Raw genomic sequence first — 689 nt, 5'->3', positions numbered from 1 at the left:
GGACGTCGTTGCCGCTTATGTCAGCAACAATCCCGTTCCTGTCGGTGAATTGCCTAATCTGATCGCAGACGTTCACGCTGCCCTGGGCAGAGTGGGTGGAACGGTGGAACAGCCGCCTGCTGACAAGCAGAAGCCGGCCGTCAACCCGAAGCGTTCGGTTCATGACGAATACATCGTCTGCCTTGAGGACGGTAAGAAGTTCAAGTCGCTCAAGCGTCATTTGATGACCCACTACGGGCTCACCCCGGATCAGTATCGCGAGAAGTGGGGCCTGGATGCCAGCTATCCGATGGTGGCACCGAACTACGCTGCCGCCCGCTCGCAGCTTGCAAAGAAGATGGGTTTGGGTCGCAAGCGCAAGGGACGCTGAATCCAGCAGTCGATCCTGGAGTATCCCGTCGAGTATACTTCGGGTATAGTGTTGAACGGCGCCTTTCGGCGCCGTTTTTCTTTCGCTGCTTGTTCAGGTTATCGCTGTTGCAAGGGCTGCGAGGGCGGCTTGCTGATCCGGATAAAACTCAGGCAGCCTGCGTCAGAGCCGCTTCGGCGTCATGCTTGATGCGCTTGACCATCGAGCGCAGCCCATTGGCCCGCTGTGGCGAAAGATGCTCGTCCAGCCCCAGCGTTTTCAGCGTGGCTTCCGCGTCGGTCTTGAGGATTTCGCTGGAAGGGCGGCCCGAAAACAGTGC

At 58.6% G+C, this 689-nt stretch carries 2 protein-coding genes; one reads left to right on the top strand and one right to left on the bottom strand.

What is annotated here, in order from left to right:
• On the top strand, window positions 1–370 hold a 370-nt coding region (locus DNK89_RS23405), incomplete at its 5' end, for a MucR family transcriptional regulator (RefSeq protein WP_110962007.1).
• A 148-nt stretch (window positions 371–518) separates the two neighbouring features.
• Here the strand turns inward: DNK89_RS23405 and DNK89_RS25075 are convergent.
• The gene (locus tag DNK89_RS25075; protein ID WP_370220971.1) at window positions 519–686 is read right to left on the bottom strand and encodes a SufE family protein; all 168 of its coding nucleotides are present in this window, start codon (window positions 684–686) and stop codon (window positions 519–521) included.
• Window positions 687–689 lie beyond the last annotated feature (3 nt).

Origin of the sequence: Acidovorax sp. ST3, assembly GCF_003231145.1 — a bacterium.
Taxonomy (GTDB): domain Bacteria; phylum Pseudomonadota; class Gammaproteobacteria; order Burkholderiales; family Burkholderiaceae_C; genus Acidovorax.
This window is presented reverse-complemented; position numbering and strand designations above follow the sequence as displayed.